Genomic DNA, 16,146 nt, shown 5'->3' on the forward strand with positions numbered 1-16,146 from the left:
TTCACTTCAGGTCTTCACCTCTGGTGCCGGCATGGTGCGCTGACGCGCGCTGTGCAGCATGTGCAGGGTGATCTTGCGCACTTCGGCCTTGCTGACCTCTATATGGGTCTTGAGCAATAGCTGTGCCTCTTCGCATCGCCGCGACAAAATTGCCGCGAGAATTTCTCCGTGTTCGTCATAAGTGGCCGCCACGCGCGGCCCCTGGGTGAAGTCCAGGCGCCTGATAATTCGGATCTTTTCGCTGACTTCGGCATGCAGCCGGGCCATCTCGCGATTGCCGGCGGCTTCCACCAGTTGGCAGTGAAAACGTTCATCCAGACGCGAGACTTCGCGACCGTCCTGCAGGCGCTCCTCCGGTTGCACCATCCAGGTGCGGCGCAGCTGTTCCAGTGCATCCGGCAGCTCCTCATTGGGGCGCTCGCACAGGCGCTTGACCGCCTCCAGTTCGAGGACGATGCGTACCTCGTACAGCTCCTCGAAATGGGCGAAATCGAACGGCTTGACCTGCCAGCCGCTGCGGAAATACACCTCCAGATAGCCCTCGCGCTCCAGGCGATACAACGCCTGGCGCACCGGCGTGCGGCTGGCGGCCATGCGCTCGGCGATCTCGCCCTCGCTGAAGCGATCACCGGGCAGCAGGCGGAACTCGAAGATGTCGTCCTTGAGCTGCAGGTAGATGCGCTCGGCGAGATTCTCCGGGCGCTCCTTGCCGCGCTTGGCCGGGCTGACCAGTTGCATCTCAGGCCGCCTCGCTTGGGGTCAGCAGAAGCAGGGCATCGCCCGGCGTCACCGCTTTGCCGGGGGCGCAACGCAGCGACTTGACCGTGCCGGCCACCGGCGCGGTCACTGCCAGTTCCATCTTCATCGCCTCGACCACCAGCAGCGGGGCGCCGGCCTCGACATGCTGGCCGGGCTCGACCAGTACCTTCCACACGCTGCCGCTCATCTCGGCGGCGACCAGGTGGCCGTCCAGATCGGCGTCGTCTTCAGTCATGGCGCTCAGTGCCTGCGCAGCGCTCGGGTCGTCGTCCTTCCACAGCTCGACTTCGGCGTCGAAGGCGGCTTTCTGCCGGCTCTGGAAGGCTTTGATATCAGCGGCGTTGTCGGCGATGAAACGGTTGTAGGCGGCAAAGTCGAACTCGCTTTGCTCGATGCGAATCTGCGCGCGGCCCTCGCGGAAGGCTTCGCGGAACTCATCCAGCTCGGTCTCGCTGACCGGGTAGAAGCGCACCTGGTCGAAGAAGCGCAGCAACCAGGGCTGACCGTTCTCGAACTGGGCGTTCTTCACGTACTTGTTCCAGATCGGCAGGGTGCGACCGACCAGTTGATAACCGCCGGGCGAGTCCATGCCGTAGATGCACATGTACATGCCGCCGATGCCCACGGTGCCCTCGGCGGTGAAGGTGCGCGCCGGGTTGTACTTGGAGCTGAGCAGGCGATGACGCGGGTCCAGCGGCACGGCGCAGGGCGCGTCCAGATAGACATCGCCGAGGCCGAGGATCAGGTAGCTGGCGTCGAACAGAATGTCGCGGACCTGCTCGCGGCTGTCCAGGCCATTGGCGCGCTGGATGAAGTCGACGTTGTTCGGCAGCCAGGGCGCCTCGCTGCGTACGGTTTCGCGGTAGCGTTCGACGGCGGCCAGCGTTGCGCTGTCCTCGAAGGCCATGGGCAGATGGACGATCCGGGTCGGCACCTTGAGCTCGGCGACATCACCGAGCTGGCGCTCCAGGCGCAGCAGGTGGTCGAGCAGGGTGCGCTGGTGCAGCACGCGGCTGTCGTAGCGCAGTTGCAGCGAACGCACGCCGGGGGCGAGCTCTTCCAGGCCGCGTAGCGGCTCGGCCTTGAGTGCCTCCATCAGCAGATGCACGCGCAGTCGCAGGGCCAGATCCAGCACGTTGTCGCCATATTCCAGCAGGATGTAGGCGTCGCCGGCCTGGCGATACACCGCACGCGGGCGGCTGCCCTCGGCGGGCAGCTCGGCCAGCACGGTGGCGGAAACGGTGGTGTCCGGTTGCAGCGACGGCGCCGGCAGGGTCACCGCGCTGATCGCCGCCAGTGCCTCGATGCTGCCCAGTTGCGCCTGCTCCAGGCTCTGCGCCTGCTGGAAACCGATGGGGTGAAAGCGCAGCTTGTCGCCAGGCTTGACCTGGCCGACCTTCCACAGCTCGGCCTTGGCGATGGTCACCGGGCAGACGAAACCGCCGAGGCTGGGGCCGTCCTTGGTCAGGATCACCGGGAAGTCGCCGGTGAAGTTGATCGCGCCGATGGCGTATTCGCAGTCATGCACGTTGGACGGGTGCAGGCCGGCTTCGCCGCCGTCGGCTCGCGCCCAGCTCGGTTTCGGGCCGGACAGACGCACACCGAGGCGGTTGGAGTTGTAATGCACCTCCCACTCGGCGGCGAAGAATTCCTCGATGGCGTCAGCGGTGAAGAAGTCCGGCGCGCCGTGCGGGCCATAGAGCACGCCGATGTTCCAGGTGCTGCCGTAGCTGGGGATCAGGCTCGGGTGAGCCGCCTGCGGCGGGGCGACTGGCGCAGGCGTGGTGCAGGCCGGCAACTCGGGCTGGGAGATGGCCAGCATGTCGGCGGTACGCAGGGTGCGCCCGGCATGCCCGCCGAACTGGCCGAGGGCGAAGGTGGAGCGGCTGCCCAGGTACAGCGGCACGTCCAGGCCATTGCGCACGGCCAGATAAGTGCGGCAGCCGCTGACGGCGCGGCCCAGCTTGAGCACCTGGCCGGCCTTGACCGCGACTGGCTGCCAGTAGGTAACCGGCGCATCGTCCAGGGTGGCCGGGCAGTCGGCGCCGGTCAGGGCGATCAGCGCGTCGCTGTGAAAGCGCAGGGTCGGGCCTTGCAGGGTAAATTCCAGGCCGGCGGCCTCGGCCGCGTTGCCGACGATACGGTTGGCCAGGCGGAAGGCGAAATCATCCATCGGCCCGGACGGCGGCACGCCGATATCCCAGTAACCGAGGCGACCAGGATAGTCCTGCACGCTGGAGTAGGTGCCCGGCTCCAGCACTTCGATGACGCTGGCCTTGAAGGTGAAGCTGTCGAGCAGGCGCGTCCACACTTCGCCCTTGGCGAAGCGTTCGTCGGCCACCACCTGGCGCAGGTAGTCGAGGTTGCTGGCGATGCCGTGCAGGCGGGTTTCGCCCAGGGCTTTCTGCAGCTTGGCGATGGCTTCGTCACGAGTAGCCGCGTGGACGATCAGCTTGGCGATCATCGGGTCGTAGAACGCCGAGACCTCGCTGCCGGTGCTGACCCAGCCGTCGACGCGCACGTCGTCCGGGAAGTGCACGTCGGTGAGCACGCCCGGGCTGGGCTGGAAGTTCTTCAGCGGATCTTCGGCATAGATCCGCACTTCGATGGCGGCGCCTTGCGGGGCGCGGTCGAGCGCGGGCCAATCCAGCGCATCGCCTGCGGCCACGCGCAGCATGCACTCGATCAGATCGAGACCGGTGACCATCTCGGTGACCGGGTGCTCGACCTGCAGGCGGGTGTTCACTTCGAGGAAGTAGAAGTCGTCGCGGGCGGCGTCGTAGATGAATTCCACGGTGCCGGCGCTGCGGTATTTAACCGACTCGCCCAACTGCACGGCTGCGGCGTGCAAGCGTTCGCGGGTGGCCTGCGGCAGGTTCGGCGCTGGGGTTTCCTCGACTACCTTCTGGTTGCGCCGCTGCAGCGAACAGTCGCGCTCGCCGAGGGCTGCAACGCGGCCCTGGCCGTCGCCGAAAATCTGTACCTCGACATGCCGCGCCTGATCGACGAAGCGCTCGAGGAACACCCCGGCATCGCTGAAGAATTGCTCGCCCATGCGTTTGACGCTTTCATAGGCGCTTTCCAGCGCGGCGGCGTCGCTGCAACGGATCAGGCCGATGCCGCCACCGCCTGCGGTGGTCTTGAGCATCACCGGGTAGCCGATGCTCTCGGCGGCGCTCAGCGCTTCTTCCAGACTTTGCAGCAGGCCGGTGCCCGGCGCCATTGGCACCTGGGCCTGGGCGGCCAATTCGCGGGCTCTGTGCTTGAGGCCGAACTCGCGAATCTGCTCGCCGGTTGGGCCAACGAAGGCAATGCCGGCTGCTTCACAGGCATCGGCGAACTCGGCGCTTTCCGAGAGAAAGCCGTAGCCGGGGTAGATCGCCTGGGCGCCGGTTTCCTGCGCAGCGGCGAGAATCTTGTCGATACGCAGATAGCTGTCAGCCGGCTTGTCGCCGCCCAGGGCGATGGCGATATCGGCGTCGCGTACGTGCTGGGCATTGCGGTCGGCGTCAGAGTAGACGGCGACGCTTTTCACGCCCAGGCGCTTGAGCGTGCGGATGGCTCTGACGGCGATCTCGCCACGGTTGGCGATCAGTACGGTATGGAACATCTGTTGCGGCCTCCTGGCTTGCCGCACGCATATGCGCGCAGGCGCTGAACTGTTCCCTCTCCCTTTGGGGAGAGGGCTAGGGAGAGGGGGCATACATGCCACCCTTCTCCCTGCCATTCACTTCTTGGTTTCGGCGATAAAGGCGCGCCAACCACCAAAGCTGGTGATGTCACGGGCGCCATCCAGCGCGTAGGGCTCGCAGATGAAGCCCTTGACCCAGCAGCCGTCGGCCAGCTCCAGGTTGCCGATGCCCAGCGGTGGCGGGATCTCGGCGACGAACTCGCCGAAGCGTGCCTGCGGTACGTCCCACAGCTCGACGATGATCTGCGCGCCATCCTCGGCGACCCGCGCCAGGCCCGGTTTGGGCGGCACGGTGCCGGGCAGGGCGTAGAGGCGGTAATGCGCGGCGCTGGTGGTCTGCTCGACCAGTACGGCATTGCGCGTGGTGAGCTGGAAGTTCAGTGGCATGCCGGTCAGGTGCGCGCCGACCACGGCCACCCGCACGCTGCCCGGCGCCGCTGTATCGTCGCTGGGTTGCTGGGGAAGCGGCTGGCCGGTGGCGCCCAGAGGCAGGCCGCTGGCCTGCTGCCAGCGTTGCCCGAGCGCGGCCAGCGCCTGGTCGTGCCAGGCCGGGGCGATCAGGGTGATGCCGGCCGGCAGGCCGTCATCGCGGAAACCGGCGGGCAGCGCCAGGGCGCACAGGTCGGCGAGGTTGGTGAAGTTGGTGTAGGTGCCGAACTGGCTGTTGAACAGTACCGGCTCGACCTCCATTTCAGCTAGCGTGCGGGTGGTTGGCGAGGTCGGCACCACCAGGGCGTCGAAGCCGGCCAGGAGGTCATTGATCTTCCGGCTCAGCTCGGCGCGGATGTACTCGGCCTGGTAGGCGTCGCAGGCGCTGTAGGTGTGGCCATTCTCGACGATGCCGCGCACCACCGGGTTGATATGTGCAGGATCAACGCCTTCCAGCGCTACCGTGCGTTCGGCGACCCAGGGGCCGTAATAGAGTTGCTCGGCCAGTTGCTGGAAGGGCGCGAAATCAATCTCTTGCAACTCGGCGCCCAGTTCGCGCAGTTTGCCCAGGGCGGCCTCATAGACGGCCTGGTTCTGGCTGTCGCCGAAGAACTCAGGATTGCTTGGCACGGCCAGGCGCGGTTGGGCGGGCATGCCGACCTTGGCGCTATTGGGGTTCTTGCGGCTGTAGGCATCGGCAGCGTCGTAGCCGCCGGCGATGGTGGCCACGGCCAGGGCATCGGCCACGGTCAAGGCGAATACCGAGATGCAGTCCAGCGTCTTGCAAGCCGGCACCAGGCCGCTATTGGGCAGCCAGCCCTTGGTTGGCTTGAGCCCGACAATATTGTTGAAGCCCGCCGGTACGCGGCCGGAGCCGGCGGTGTCGGTGCCCAGGGCGAAGGGCACCAGGCCACGCGCCACCACGCTGGCCGAGCCGGAGCTGGAACCACCGCTGACGTAATCCGGGTTGAAACTGTTGGGCACCGCGCCATACGGCGAGCGGGTGCCGACCAGACCGGTGGCGAACTGATCGAGGTTGGTTTTGCCGATCAGGATGGCACCGGCAGCGCGCAGGCGGGCGACCACTGTAGCGTCGGCCTTGGCCGCATAGGCGAACTCCGGGCAGGCGGCGGTGGTGCTCCAGCCGGCGGCGTCGATATTGTCCTTGATGGCGAAGGGCACGCCGTACAGCGGCAGCTTGCTCAGGTCACCGGCGGCACCTTCCAGCGCGCTGTTTAGGGCATCGAGTTGAATATTGAGTTGAGCTTCGCTGGCCAGGGCGATCCAGGCGCTGTCATCGGTGCGCAGTTCCAGGCGCAGGGCGTGCAGCAGTTCGGCAGGGGATTGGCCGTCACGGTAGGCCTGTTGCCATTGCGCGAGGGTGAAAGCGCTAGGTGCGTTGGACATGCTTCGAGATTCCATCTTGTATCCAAGTTGGAATCACTAGAGCAATGAGGATGCCAGTTTTTATAAATGCTTTTATTTCAAATGCTTAGTTTGTTTTTTGGGCTGCGGAAGGCGAGGCGGGAGAGGTGCGCTGCACCGTGCTGGGGCCGCGCTGCAAGTGAATGGTGCAGCGGCGCAGCCCGGATGAAATTACGGCACCAGGTAGTTCTTTACCCCGGTGAAGATGATCTGCGCGGCCAGCGCGCAAACGAACAGGCCCATCAGGCGGCTGACAATTTGCAGGCCCTGATCGCCGAGCAAGCGCTCGAACTGGTTGGACAAGTAGAGCACTACGCCTACCGTCAGGCTGGCCAGGGCGATGGCGAATACCGCAATCGCCTTGTCACTCCACTCCGGTTGGCTGGCGCCCATCAGCAGCAGCGCACCGATGGTGCCGGGGCCGACGGTGAGTGGGATGGTCAGCGGCACGATGGTCACGTCCTGCTGCACGTTATCGCTCTGCACCGCTGACTTGCCCTGGGCCATGCCGAGGGCCGAGATAAATAGCACGCTACCCGCGCCGATGCGGAAGGCGTCAATGGTGATACCGAACAGGGTGAAGATGTGCTTGCCGAACAGGTACAGCAGCACGCTGGCGATCAGCACGCCTAGGGCGACTTTCCAAGCCAGGCGCTTGCGTTCCTTGACGGTGTAGCCACGGCTCAGGCCGATAAAGCACGACAGCACGAAGAACGGGCTATAGAGCACCAGCAGTTTCAGATACAGGCTGAACAGCGCGGACGCCATGGAAAGGACTCGTCTCGATAAAGAAGGGTGGCAGGGTAAGCGTGTAGCGGTTGCCGGGCAATCACCCTGCTCAGGACGGCAGGGCGTCGCGTTGGCGGCGGATTTCCCGTTCGGCAACCCAGTGTTCAATCAGTTCGCGCAGTTGCGACATTTCCACCGGCTTGGACATATGCCCGTCCATGCCGACCTGGCGCGCGCGCTCCTTGTGCTCATTGAGGATATGCGCGGTAAGCGCCACCACCGGGGTACGCGCGCGCTGTTCGGCGGCTTCCCAGGCGCGCAGCTGCTCGGTGGCGGAGAAGCCGTCGAGCACCGGCATTTCGCAGTCCATCAGCACCAGATCGTACTGCTGGGCTTTCATCGCGCTGAGGGCTTCCTCGCCGTTGCTGGCGGTATCGGGCTGCAGGTTGAGCTTGCCGAGCATGCCGCGGATCACCTTGGTGGAGATGGTGTTGTCCTCGGCCACCAGAATGCGGAAATCGCCGGGCACGTTCAGCGGTGTGCTGACCGGCGTCGGGCTGAACATCGGCGAATCGCCCTTGCCGCGCTGCGCCAGTTCATCGGCCAGGGTGGTCTTCAGGGTGTAGCCGGCCACCGGCTTGGCCAGGATGCGTTTGATCCCGGCGTTGCGCGCGATGATCTTGCTCGGCGCATTGCTGATGCCGGTGAGCATGATCACCAGAATGTCGTGATTGAGGTTGGCGTCTTCCTTGATCCGCGCGGCCAGCTGCATGCCGGTCATGCCGGGCATGTCCTGATCGAGCAGTACGGCATCGAAGTATTCACGCAGATGCGCCTTGGTGCGCAGCAGGGCCATGGCCTCTTTGCCCGAGGGCACGGCGCTGACCTGCATGCCCCAGGCGCTGCACTGCTGCACCAGCACCTTGCGGCAGGTGTCGTTGTCGTCCACCACCAACAGGCGTGCGCCTTGCAGCGAGGCGTCGAGGTCGGCGGTAGGCTGCTCCAGGCGCGCGGCGTCCAGCGGCAGGGTCAGCCACAGGGTCGAGCCCTGGCTGCCACCGCTCTGGATACCAAACTCGCCGTCCATCAGACGCACCAGCTGGCGGGCGATGATCAGGCCGAGGCGGCCGCCGAGCTTGGTCGCGGCGAGGAAGTCCTTGCTGTGCAGTTCGGCATTCAGCAACGCGTCGCGCTCGCTGGCATCCAGCGGCTTGCCGCTGTCCTGCACGGCAATCCGCAGGCGTGGTTGCTCGCTCTTGCTGTCGAGTGCCACGACCAGGAGGATTTCGCCTTCGTCAGTCTGTTTGAAGGCATTGTCCAGCAGGCTCAGCAGGGTCTGGCGCAGGCGCGTGGGGTCGCCGCTGATCACCCGTGGTACTTGCGGTTGCATAAAGCTGATCAGCTCGATCTTCTGCTGTTCGGCTTTGGCGCGGAAGATATCCAGGCAGTCTTCGATCAGTGCATTGAGGTCGAACTGCACGTCATCCAGTTCGATCTGCCCGGATTCGAGCTTGGAGATGTCGAGGATTTCGTTGATCAGGGTGAGCAACTCGTTGCCCGAGCTGTGGATGGTCTGCACGTAGTCGCGCTGTTTGGCCGACAGCGGCGTGCCGAGCAGCAGCTCGGTCATGCCCAGCACGCCGTTCATTGGCGTGCGGATTTCATGGCTGATCTTGGCGAGGAACTCGGCCTTGGCCTTCAGTTCGGCGGAGCTGGCCGCCAAGGCGCGGCTGGTGCTGAACTGGTCTTGCACGATGCGCCGCTGCCGCTCGCTCAACGCCATGCTGAGGATAAAGCCGCTGACAACGGTGATGGCGAGCAGGCCGTAGGCCATGGATTCGCTATGCACCGCCCAGTAGCCGAAGAGAATCGGCAGAGCGCAGAGAAAGGCCGCGCAGAACAGCAGTACGGCGAGGCTGAACAGTCGTGCCGGTTGGTAGCCATGGCGCCAGTGCGTCAGTGATACCAGCAGGATGCTCAGGCCGGCGATGGCGTTGAGCAGGTAGACCAGCTGGTTGAATTGCAGATTGGTGGCTACCAGCAGCACCACGCAGACCAGGCTGATGACCACCACTTCACCACTCAGCAGGTGCTTCAGGGGAGTACTTGGGCAGACCTTGTGAAAGAAACTGGCGGTAAAACACAGGGCGCAGAGTGCGGCCAGCAGCATCGCCAGATTGGCGATCTGTGGTTGCAGGCTTTGCCATTCGTTGAGCCAGGGTGTGCTGATGCCGAGCAGGCTGATCATCGCAGCCAGTTGGCAGATTTGCGTGGCGGCCAGCCACAGGCCGCTGACTGCGCGGGTGTAGGCAAAGCGCACCAGGTTGTACGCCACCAGCATGCCGAGGCAGCCGAGCAGCAAGCCGAACAACAGCGGGCGATTATCGTCAGCCACCATCTGTTGTGCGCTTTGCAGGGTGATGCTGGGGCGCAGCGCATGTTCGGATGCCAGGCGCAGGTAGATATCCAGCGGCTGTTCGGCCTTGGGCAGCGGCAGGAGGAAATCCCGACTGGCCAGTGGGCGGCTGGAGAACGGCAGGTTGCTGCCGGTGTGCGCCTGTTCGACCAACTCATCGCCTTGCAGCACGTAGAGATCGAGGTAGGCCAGGTAGGGCGCAAACACCCTCAGCATCTGCGCATCGGTGTTGGCTGGCAGGCGGTGGTGCAGCCACAGGGCGCTGGAGCCGCCGGGGGTGTAGAGCTGGGTCAGGTCGGCGGGACGGAACTGCTGCTGGCGGATGGGGCTGCGGATGTCATTGAATTGCAGCGCGGCGCTGGGGTCGATGAGGTGTGACCATGCCTGCGACTCTGCCTGAACTGACGCCAGTGGGAGCGTCATCAGCAGTGAGCTGAGTAGCAGGTAGATGGCAATCCTCAGCCGGCGCACAGTGAAGTCCCTTCAGAAATAAGTGGTCGGATTATAGCCAAGCTGTTCGTGAGGGAAATATGACAAAGGTGGCCAATTGGCCACCTTTGTCGTGTTTTACCCTTTATTTACCTTCACTTATCCCCGCGTTCGCGGGCAATGGCGCGGTAGCCGATGTCGTTGCGGTAGAAGCTGCCGCTCCAGCGGACCTTCTCGGCCAGGCGGTAGGCCTGTTGCTGGGCTTCTTCGACCGTGCGACCAATGGCTGTGGCGCAAAGTACGCGGCCGCCGGCGGTGACGATCTGGCCGTCTTTCAGTGCGGTACCGGCGTGGAACACCTTGCCGTCCAGTTGTGCGGCGTCATCCAGACCTTCGATCACGTCACCCTTGGCGTAGTCGGCGGGGTAACCGCCCGCCGCGATCACCACTCCGACGGTCGGGCGCGGGTCCCAGGTGGCTTCGACCTTGTCCAGCGCCTTGGCCAGGGCGGCCTCGACCAGCAGCACCAGGGAGCTTTCCAGGCGGCACATGATCGGCTGAGTTTCCGGGTCACCGAAGCGGCAGTTGAACTCGATGACCTTGGGCTTGCCGGCCTTGTCGATCATCAGACCTGCATAGAGGAAGCCGGTGTAGACGTTGCCCTCGGCGGCCATGCCGCGCACGGTCGGATAGATCACCTCGTCCATCACGCGCTTGTGCACCTCGGCGGTGACCACCGGCGCAGGCGAGTAGGCGCCCATGCCGCCGGTGTTCGGGCCGGTGTCGCCGTCGCCAACGCGCTTGTGGTCCTGGCTGGTGGCCATCGGCAGCACGTTCTCGCCGTCGACCATGACGATAAAGCTTGCTTCTTCGCCATCGAGGAACTCTTCGATTACTACACGCGAACCAGCGTCGCCGAAGGCATTGCCGGCGAGCATGTCGCGCACGGCGTCTTCGGCTTCCTGCAGGGTCATGGCAACGATCACGCCTTTACCCGCGGCCAGACCGTCGGCCTTGATCACGATCGGTGCGCCTTTTTCGCGCAGGTAGGCCAGGGCTGGCTCGACCTCGGTGAAGTTCTGGTAGTCGGCGGTTGGGATGTTCTGGCGCGCCAGGAAATCCTTGGTAAAGGCTTTGGAGCCTTCCAGCTGGGCCGCTGCTGCTGTCGGGCCGAAAATATCCAGCTTGCGGGCGCGGAACAGATCGACCACGCCTTTGACCAGCGGCGCTTCCGGGCCGACGATGGTCAGTTGCACATTCTTTTCGGCGAAGTCAGCCAGCTGCTCGATGGCCAGCACGTCGATGGCGACGTTTTCGCACTTGGGCTCAACGGCGGTGCCGGCGTTGCCTGGGGCGACGAAAACTTTCTCGACGCGCTTGTCCTGTGCCACTTTCCAGGCCAGGGCGTGTTCACGACCGCCGCTGCCGATAATCAATACGTTCATGTTTCTCTCCCAATGGAGGCCGGCGTATGGCCGTTTGGTGGATAAACGAAGCGTTATCCGTCCTACAAATTTCGAGGTCGCGATCGGGCTGGTAGATGCAAGGCGTCCGGCCCTTCACCCAGCGGAGTTGCCTTCTGGCAATGAGCATGGGGGAGGGCCGGACAACGCCGCAGATGCCTGTCCGAGTGCGGCCGATTTTAGTGCCTAAAGTGGCGCATGCCGGTGAACACCATGGCAATCCCGGCTTCGTCGGCGGCGGCAATAACTTCGGCATCACGCATCGAACCACCCGGCTGAATCACCGCGGTGATGCCATTAGCCGCCGCGTTATCCAGACCGTCGCGGAACGGGAAGAAGGCGTCGGACGCCATCACCGAGCCGGCGACCTGCAGGCCAGCGTGCTCGGCCTTGATCGCGGCGATACGCGCGGAGTTGACGCGCGACATCTGGCCGGCGCCGACGCCGATGGTCTGGCGGCCTTTGGCGTAGACGATGGCGTTGGATTTGACGAACTTGGCCACTTTCCAGGCGAAGATCAGGTCATGGATTTCCTGCTCGCTCGGTGCACGTTTAGTGACGATCTTCAGGTCTTCGGCCTTGATCATGCCGATATCGCGGCTCTGCACCAGCAGGCCACCGTTGACCCGCTTGAAGTCCCAACCCGAGCTGCGCTCGGCTGGCCATTCGCCGCATTCCAGCAGGCGCACGTTGGCCTTGGCTGCCACCACTTCACGGGCGGCAGCACTGATTTTCGGGGCGATGATCACTTCGACAAACTGACGATCAACGATGGCCTTGGCTGTTTCGCCGTCCAGCTCGCGGTTGAAGGCGATGATGCCGCCGAAGGCCGACTCGGTGTCGGTGGCGTAAGCCAGTTCGTAGGCCTGGCGGATGCCGCCTTCGCTGTCCAGGGCCACGGCGACGCCGCACGGGTTGGCGTGCTTGACGATGACGCACGCTGGCTTGACGAAGCTCTTTACGCACTCCAGCGCGGCGTCGGTGTCGGCGACGTTGTTGAACGACAGTTCCTTGCCCTGCAGCTGGATGGCAGTGGCGACACTGGCTTCACCTTCGCCCTTCAAAGAGCCGGCTTCCACGTAGAACGCCGCGCTCTGGTGCGGGTTCTCGCCGTAGCGCATTTCCTGGGCCTTGATGAACTGGCTGTTGAAGGTACGCGGGAAGGCGCCGCGTTCTTCGGTGGAGAGGGTGTCGCGGCTCTGGTCGATGGTGCCCAGGTAGTTGGCGATCATGCCGTCGTAGGCAGCGGTGTGTTCGAAGGCTTTCAGGGCCAGGTCGAAGCGCTGGGCGTAGCTCAGGCCACCGGCTTTCAGGCTCTCGACGATGCCGGCGTAGTCGCTGGCGTTGACCACGATGGCCACGTCTTTGTGGTTCTTCGCGGCGGAGCGGACCATGGTTGGGCCGCCGATGTCGATGTTCTCGATGGCGTCGGCCAGGTCACAACCCGGCTTGGCCACGGTGGCGGCGAAGGGGTAGAGGTTGACCGCGACCAGGTCGATCGGCTTGATGCCGTGCTCGTCCATCACTGCGCCGTCGAGGGCGCGACGGCCGAGGATGCCGCCATGGATTTTCGGGTGCAGGGTCTTGACGCGACCGTCCATCATTTCCGGGAAACCGGTGTAATCGGCCACTTCCACGGCGGCGATGCCGTTGTCCTTGAGCAGCTTGTAAGTGCCGCCAGTGGAGAGGATTTCCACATTCAGGGCGACGAGCTCGCGGGCAAACTCGAGGATGCCGGTCTTGTCGGAAACACTGATCAAGGCGCGGCGAACGGGGAGGCGGGTGGTCTGGTCGGTCATTTCAGAGTCCATCAGGCGGAAGTTTTGGCAATCAAAGAGCTATCAGCAAAAAAGGCGGCTCATGTGGGCCGCCCTTTTCGGGAGTTCAGGGTTACAGCAGGTCGTACTGCTTGAGCTTCTTGCGCAGGGTGCCGCGATTCAGGCCGAGCAGTTCGGAGGCCTTGGTCTGGTTGCCCTTGACGTAATTCATCACGGTTTCCAGCAGCGGCGCTTCCACTTCGGTGAGCACCAGGTTGTAGACGTCACTGACGTCCGCGCCCTCAAGATGGGCGAAGTAGTTGTGCAGCGCCTTCTCGACGCTGCCGCGCAGGGTCTGGCCCTCTTCGCTTGGCGTGTTGAGATGCTGCTTCAAGCTGCTGTTGTCACTCACGGGAGCCATTTCACTTCCTAAAGTCTCAGTCAACATCGTCATGCGGCCACCCCTTCTCCATTGTTATGCCGTTCGCTGAGAAACTCGCGAACGTTGGCGCACTGCGCGTCCGTACTGTCCAGACGATTGAATTGGGCGCGAAACTCCTTGGCGCCCGGCAAGGTTGCGAGATACCAGCTGACATGTTTGCGGGCAATCCGCACGCCCATCACATCGCCGTAGAAGGCGTGCAGGGCTGTCAGATGTTCAAGCAGAATGCGTTCCACCTCGGCCAGACCCGGTGCCTGCAACTGCTCGCCGGTCTGCAGGTAGTGCTCGATTTCACGGAATATCCACGGCCGGCCCTGAGCGGCGCGGCCGATCAGCAGGCCATCGGCACCAGTGGCGGCCAATACGGCTTTGGCCTTTTGTGGCGAGTCGATATCGCCGTTGGCCAGCACCGGAATCGACACCGACTGTTTGATCGCGGCGATGGTCTCGTACTCGGCTTCGCCCATGTACAGGTCGGCGCGGGTGCGGCCGTGCACGGCCAGGGCGACAATGCCGGCGTCTTCGGCGATCTTCGCCACGTTGATGCCGTTTTTGTTTTCGCGGTCCCAGCCGGTGCGGATCTTCAGGGTCACCGGCACGTCCACCGCAGCGACCACGGCCTGAAGGATGTCACGCACCAGTTGTTCGTCTTTCAGCAGGGCGGAGCCGGCGGCCTTGTTGCAGACCTTCTTGGCCGGGCAGCCCATGTTGATGTCGATGATCTGCGCGCCCATCTCCACGTTGCGCCGCGCCGCTTCGGCGAGCATCTCGGGATCACCACCGGCGATCTGTACCGAGCGGGGCTCGGGATCACCGCTGTGAATCATGCGCAGGCTCGACTTGCGGGTGTTCCACAGGCGCACATCGCTGGTGACCATTTCCGACACCACCAGACCCGCGCCCATGCGCTTGCACAGCTGGCGAAACGGCTGGTCTGTGACGCCCGCCATGGGGGCGAGGATCAGCGAGTTTGGCAATGTGTAGGGGCCGATGCGTAGCGCCGACATAGGGCTTCCCTGCTCAAGAGACCTGCTGTTGAACAAAAAGGAGAGTGCGAAAAAGGGTGGGCATGATACCCGCTCTGGATGACCGGAGAAAGGCTGTTTTGAACAAATTCTGAACAGCTGTGGGCTTATCGCGAAGGGTTTGGTTGTGGCGGATTTTCAAGCAATCCGCCGCGTGCAGGCTATTCCGGGGAGTGGAAGCTCAGGCTGTAGTTCACCGCTTGGGTGCCGGGGTCGAGGATGTCCAGGGATATGTGAATAGGCGTCTGCGGCGGCATTTCCGCGTTACCGGCCAGCTCGCCAGCGAGGTATTCGCTGGGCTTGAAACGGCGGCTGGCGAGCAGTTGGCCGTTGATGTCGGCGAAGCGCATTTCCAGCAGCGGGAAGGGCTGGGAGAACGCCGCGCGGTTGTAGAGGATCGCGTCAACCACCAGGGCGCCGCTGAATTCCGGGTGGCTGCGCACCACCAGGTTGCTGCTCTTGATCTGGGCGATATCGACCTTAGACGGCAGCTGGCAACCGACCGCCGGGCAGAGCTGTTCGAACCAGGGGCGGTACTGATCCTGGCGAGCCAGTTCGTCGAAGTGATACATCACGTACTGCCCGGCCAGGGCGCTGGCCCCAATCAGGTTCAACAGGCCCCAGCCGATCCAGCGGCCCCAGGGCTTTTGTGGTTGTTGCCAGGCCAGTTGCAACGGCTCGTCATCCAGCTCGAAGAGGTGGTCGTCGCGCAGCTCGGGTTCACTGCGCGCGGTCTTCTTCGTGGTGATCGGTGCTGTCTCGTCGTCATCGTCACGCAGGGCGCTGAACGGTTTACGCTCGGCGTGCAGCTCGATGTGTTCGATCTCCGGCTCGGGCGGCGCGGCGCGGCGGTCGGTGGCGCTGAGGTTGAGCGGCGGTTCGGTTGCCGGTAGCGAAAAGGCCTCGGGCGCTGCAGCAACCGGCTCAGCCGGGCTGGGCGCGCGTGCTGCTGCCGGTGAGGTCCGGGGCGGGCGCTCGTCCTGCAAGGTCAGGCTGGCGGTGGGCTTGGGTTGCTCATCCTGCAGCAGGGCTTCGGCCCAGCGCTCGTCGAGCGGGTCATGCTCGGCGGATTCCGGAGTGAGGAAGGTTTCGCTGTATTTGGGCGCGTTATCAATCGCCAGAAACTGTTTCGACAGTTGCTGTTCCTGGGCTTCAAGCTTGGCCAGCTCCTCATCCAGGTCGAGGCTGTCGAGATCCAGGTCGTCGTGAATCCACAGGGTGTCGCTGGCTTTACTGCTGGCAGGCGCCGCCGGTATTGCGGGTGCGGTGCTGGGCGTAACCGGGCGCGGCGCGGGCGGCGCGGGCGGTTTGCTCGGCTGTGGAGTCGGTGTTGGCGTTGGCGCGGCCACTGGCACGGCGGGGGACGGCAGTTGCTGGCCCTGCTCGCGCAACTGCTGTGCGGCATTGAACACGTGCAGGCAGGCTCCGCAGCGCACGGCACCATGGGCGGCACCCAGCTGCGTGAGGTTCACGCGAAAGCTGGTGCGGCAATGGGGGCACTGGGTGACGAAGCTCTGGGTCATGCGGCGGTCCGGTTGAACAAGGCGGCTAGTCTAACGCAAGTGCTCGCTAATGCAGCAG

At 64.2% G+C, this 16,146-nt stretch carries 10 protein-coding genes; all 10 read right to left on the bottom strand.

Annotation, left to right across the window (positions count from 1 at the left end):
- Positions 1–6 precede the first annotated feature (6 nt).
- The 10 genes from ACOCLD_RS05740 to ACOCLD_RS05785 all read right to left on the bottom strand — a co-directional run bounded on the left by ACOCLD_RS05740 (position 7) and on the right by ACOCLD_RS05785 (position 16,088).
- On the bottom strand, positions 7–738 hold the full coding sequence (locus ACOCLD_RS05740) for a GntR family transcriptional regulator (protein ID WP_257776951.1): 732 nt from the start codon (positions 736–738) through the stop codon (positions 7–9).
- A gap of 1 nt (position 739) precedes the next feature.
- Positions 740–4,369, bottom strand: a complete 3,630-nt coding sequence (gene uca, locus ACOCLD_RS05745) for an urea carboxylase (RefSeq protein ID WP_422911181.1) — start codon at positions 4,367–4,369, stop codon at positions 740–742.
- A gap of 117 nt (positions 4,370–4,486) precedes the next feature.
- Positions 4,487–6,286 (bottom strand): allophanate hydrolase, encoded by a 1,800-nt coding sequence (atzF, locus tag ACOCLD_RS05750; protein ID WP_422911182.1) that lies wholly within the window; start codon positions 6,284–6,286, stop codon positions 4,487–4,489.
- 189 nt (positions 6,287–6,475) lie between these two features.
- A complete protein-coding gene (locus tag ACOCLD_RS05755; RefSeq protein WP_233683587.1) occupies positions 6,476–7,072 on the bottom strand; it encodes a MarC family protein in 597 nt (198 codons plus the stop codon).
- Between the two features lie 70 nt (positions 7,073–7,142).
- The gene (locus ACOCLD_RS05760) at positions 7,143–9,920 is read right to left on the bottom strand and encodes a response regulator (protein ID WP_422911183.1); all 2,778 of its coding nucleotides are present in this window, start codon (positions 9,918–9,920) and stop codon (positions 7,143–7,145) included.
- Positions 9,921–10,033: 113 nt separating this feature from the next.
- Entirely contained in the window at positions 10,034–11,323 is a 1,290-nt protein-coding gene (purD, locus tag ACOCLD_RS05765; protein ID WP_422911184.1) for a phosphoribosylamine--glycine ligase, read from the bottom strand.
- A 197-nt stretch (positions 11,324–11,520) separates the two neighbouring features.
- Positions 11,521–13,140, bottom strand: coding sequence for a bifunctional phosphoribosylaminoimidazolecarboxamide formyltransferase/IMP cyclohydrolase (gene purH / locus ACOCLD_RS05770; protein ID WP_422911185.1), 1,620 nt, complete (start codon positions 13,138–13,140; stop codon positions 11,521–11,523).
- Between the two features lie 91 nt (positions 13,141–13,231).
- Positions 13,232–13,552, bottom strand: coding sequence for a DNA-binding transcriptional regulator Fis (gene fis, locus ACOCLD_RS05775; protein WP_108486851.1), 321 nt, complete (start codon positions 13,550–13,552; stop codon positions 13,232–13,234).
- A complete protein-coding gene (gene dusB / locus ACOCLD_RS05780; RefSeq protein ID WP_422911186.1) occupies positions 13,549–14,547 on the bottom strand; it encodes a tRNA dihydrouridine synthase DusB in 999 nt (332 codons plus the stop codon). Before dusB ends, fis begins: the two co-directional genes overlap by 4 nt.
- A 179-nt stretch (positions 14,548–14,726) precedes the next feature.
- Positions 14,727–16,088, bottom strand: coding sequence for a DUF3426 domain-containing protein (locus ACOCLD_RS05785; protein WP_422911187.1), 1,362 nt, complete (start codon positions 16,086–16,088; stop codon positions 14,727–14,729).
- Positions 16,089–16,146: the final 58 nt, after the last annotated feature.

This window comes from Pseudomonas cimarronensis, assembly GCF_049331905.1.
Classification (GTDB): Bacteria; Pseudomonadota; Gammaproteobacteria; order Pseudomonadales; family Pseudomonadaceae; genus Aquipseudomonas.